Source organism: Oleiphilus sp. HI0080, from assembly GCF_001635135.1.
The window spans coordinates 1-2,730 of sequence record NZ_LWFU01000653.1; the positions used below are offsets into that span (position 1 = coordinate 1).

A 2,730-nucleotide genomic window follows, 5' to 3' on the forward strand; every position below is an offset into this window, starting at 1 on the left:
CATGAATGACATGCATTGCTGTGTGGTTATAGGAAAAACTAATCGACGTTGGTAAGGTCGCCATCCAGTTTTTTGACTCTTTGTTCACTGCTTTACGAGCAAACGCAAACCATTGTTTCGAAGCGATATCGCAAACACTCTCTTCATCGAATCCGCAACCGCAGTCTTCCTTGTCGTTCGCTAAAGAGTCCTCGCAATTGCCTTGCACAACGTGAATTCCCCAATCGCGAATAAGGTCTATCGTTTCTTGTGCTTGCGCGCAGTAAGCCACAACATCTCCTGTACATATTATATTTGTGGCGGGTACCTGCAGTTCTGCCGACTTTTGCTTCATCGCTGTCAATGCCGCGAGGTTGCTGTACGGTCCACCAAAGACGATTACAGGACTTGTCATTGTGCCTATATCTATGTGCATGCTTAATCTAGACCTGAGTAGGGTAAGGCTTGCTCTGTCGGTCTAGACAGTAGTGCGCCCAAAGCAAATGTCGCGCATCCGCTCAGCAGCACTGACAGTGAGATCCATAGCAGCTTTGTATACTTATGGGTCTCGCCAAGCAGCGCGGTGTGGCCGGAAGATTCGAGGAAGTAGAGCAGCGCGCCGCTAAATGCGAATACAAATGCCGCCAAGTAAGACCACACCGGAATGTTTCGAAAATTTCCCCAAAGTGAAAAGAAAATCACTGGCGCAAGGTACATAGACGCTGTACCGCTAACGGCGACCGCGCTGAACAAATCTTTGTTGCCGATAAAGACCATGAGTAAACCAAGCAACATGAAGCCGAGCATGATCAGGCGACCATTTCGTACTGTAGCTGCGGTGGCCTTCATATCAATGGCGACCAGCTTTGCAGAACTGGAAAGTGTACTGTCGAGTGTTGACATGGCAGAGATGATAAGCGCGATATTAAACAAGAGCATCGGTAGCGCGCCAAGCAAGCGCTCCAGCGCTGCGTTCATGGACTCACATCTATTGCATTTGCACCAGCGACAACGCCGAGTATACCGAACGCGATGATGCAAATGATGCTGATCCAAGCGGCTTGTAAAAAGCTGCGGCGGGTTGTATTTCTGTCGGCGAGGAATCCGCGGTCCATCATGACTGGGTCATGCATTGGGTAGCTCCAGACCTGAAGTAAGGCAACTATAAGCAAAATAGGACCAGGCTCGCTGATGTCGAATGCGACAAATCCTAGAGACTCGATCGTAAACAGACCTTGTGATGCGGTATTTAATAACAGGACAAGCAAGACGCCAATAAACAAAACCATTTGCATCACATCTGTGCGCAGCGATGCGTGCAAGCCACCCATCATCGAATAGCCTAGAGCGATCAGAGCAAAAGCGAGTACTGCGATCGTATAGCTGCCGCTGCCCGCGGCACCGAACAATATGCCGATGACCAAAATGTTGGCGAACACTTCGCTGATCAGTCTTAAACCAATCACGAAGTTGAAGCAGCTTGTACCCACCGTCCCGAAGCGAGCAAATAGAAACTGCTGAACGCTATTGAAGCCATGTTTAAACCGCAGTGAGTCAATAATTGCTGCGCCGGTTAAAAATGACAAGTAATACGCCGCATAGGCTAGGGTTCCCCAAACTCCATAGTAGTAACCCAGAATGGCGGCATTGAGCAAAGATCGAGCAAAGATCCAGGTGGTTACTTGGCTAAGCACTAAGGTGAAGAGTGTTGGGCTTTTGCCAGAGGGAGAGAGTCCGCCAAAGAAGCTTTCGTTGGTTTTTGCGCGAGGCGACAAAGCAAAAGAGATTGCAGCAAGCAGGGCGACCACTAGAGGGAGAACGTAACTCATGGATACTCCGAGAATTTGGCGATTTCATGTCGCGCCATTCGTTATTTAGGAAAGTGTCAGACAGTTTTGGAAAAACATGACTCGTAGACTAATCCTTTGCCCGAAAGTTCCGACAAAGGATCAATATTATGCGTACAATTTTGTTATTTGCACAGCGAATCCGTGATTAAACAGGCTATCGCGATTCTGCAAAATGTGGTTGGCGTACCATTAGCCACATGGGAGGGCTGCTTTTCCCGATGCTGATTTTTTCGATGACTTCAAAGCCGTGGCCTTGATAAAACCGGAGGTTTTCTTGCTTGCTGTTTTCAAGGTAGATGGGCATTTGGTCAGCTTCAGCGATTTTAATGCAATGATTCATTAGAGCAGACCCATAACCCTTGCCGCGCGCCGTTTTGCAGGCGCCAATCGCAAAAATGTAATAAAAAGGAAACTTCGGCGCCTTTTTGCTGGCAATCTCATCAGCCACGATTCCGCGCTTCAGGGCCTTGAGCCCGCCATGCTTAAGCATTGGCTTGAGTAGAGGCAGCATTTTAAATATCGAGATTTTCTTTTTGGTATTTGGCTTGAGCATTAAAACAGCGGCTTGATTATCAGCCGACGCGAAGCTGCAATCCTGGTGTAGGTAGAGCGCATGAGCCGACTGTCCGAAGAATAGACCGACATCCATCGTTGGGCCAAATATCCATCGTTGAATCGGGTCATCGCCAAAGACATCGTTCATTATTTCGGTTACGCGCTCGCGCTCACCGGGGTGTAGTTGATCAAGCTTTATCATACGTAGCAACGCTAATATCGAGTTTCTTATCGTCACAAGCTAACCTAAAACCAGTTAGCAGACACTGTCATTTTCGGCCCAAAGCGCGTGTTTTCGGCTGCTATTTTTGTACAGTTATAATTAGAATTTACTAATAAAGAAAGT

The 2,730-nt window shown here is 47.8% G+C and carries 4 protein-coding genes; all 4 read right to left on the reverse strand.

Annotation, left to right across the window (positions count from 1 at the left end; all coding sequences use genetic code 11):
* A partial coding sequence (locus A3751_RS14225; RefSeq protein WP_197466365.1) for a metallophosphoesterase occupies positions 1 to 394 on the reverse strand: 394 nt, incomplete at its 3' end.
* Between the two features lie 23 nt (positions 395 to 417).
* On the reverse strand, positions 418 to 957 hold the full coding sequence (locus A3751_RS23595; RefSeq protein WP_231876899.1) for a hypothetical protein: 540 nt from the start codon (positions 955 to 957) through the stop codon (positions 418 to 420).
* The gene (locus A3751_RS23600; protein WP_231876900.1) at positions 954 to 1,808 is read right to left on the reverse strand and encodes a hypothetical protein; all 855 of its coding nucleotides are present in this window, start codon (positions 1,806 to 1,808) and stop codon (positions 954 to 956) included. The genes A3751_RS23595 and A3751_RS23600 overlap by 4 nt, the downstream gene beginning before the upstream one ends.
* 175 nt (positions 1,809 to 1,983) lie before the next feature.
* A complete protein-coding gene (locus A3751_RS14235; protein WP_068457265.1) occupies positions 1,984 to 2,586 on the reverse strand; it encodes an N-acetyltransferase in 603 nt (200 codons plus the stop codon).
* Positions 2,587 to 2,730 lie beyond the last annotated feature (144 nt).

What these genes read in the sequence shown, in the direction of transcription:
- A3751_RS23595 (WP_231876899.1), bottom strand. Translation starts at nt 957, where the DNA reads ATGAACGCAGCGCTGGAGCGCTTGCTTGGCGCGCTACCGATGCTCTTG.
- A3751_RS23600 (WP_231876900.1), bottom strand. Translation starts at nt 1,808, where the DNA reads ATGAGTTACGTTCTCCCTCTAGTGGTCGCCCTGCTTGCTGCAATCTCT.
- A3751_RS14235 (WP_068457265.1), bottom strand. Translation starts at nt 2,586, where the DNA reads ATGATAAAGCTTGATCAACTACACCCCGGTGAGCGCGAGCGCGTAACC.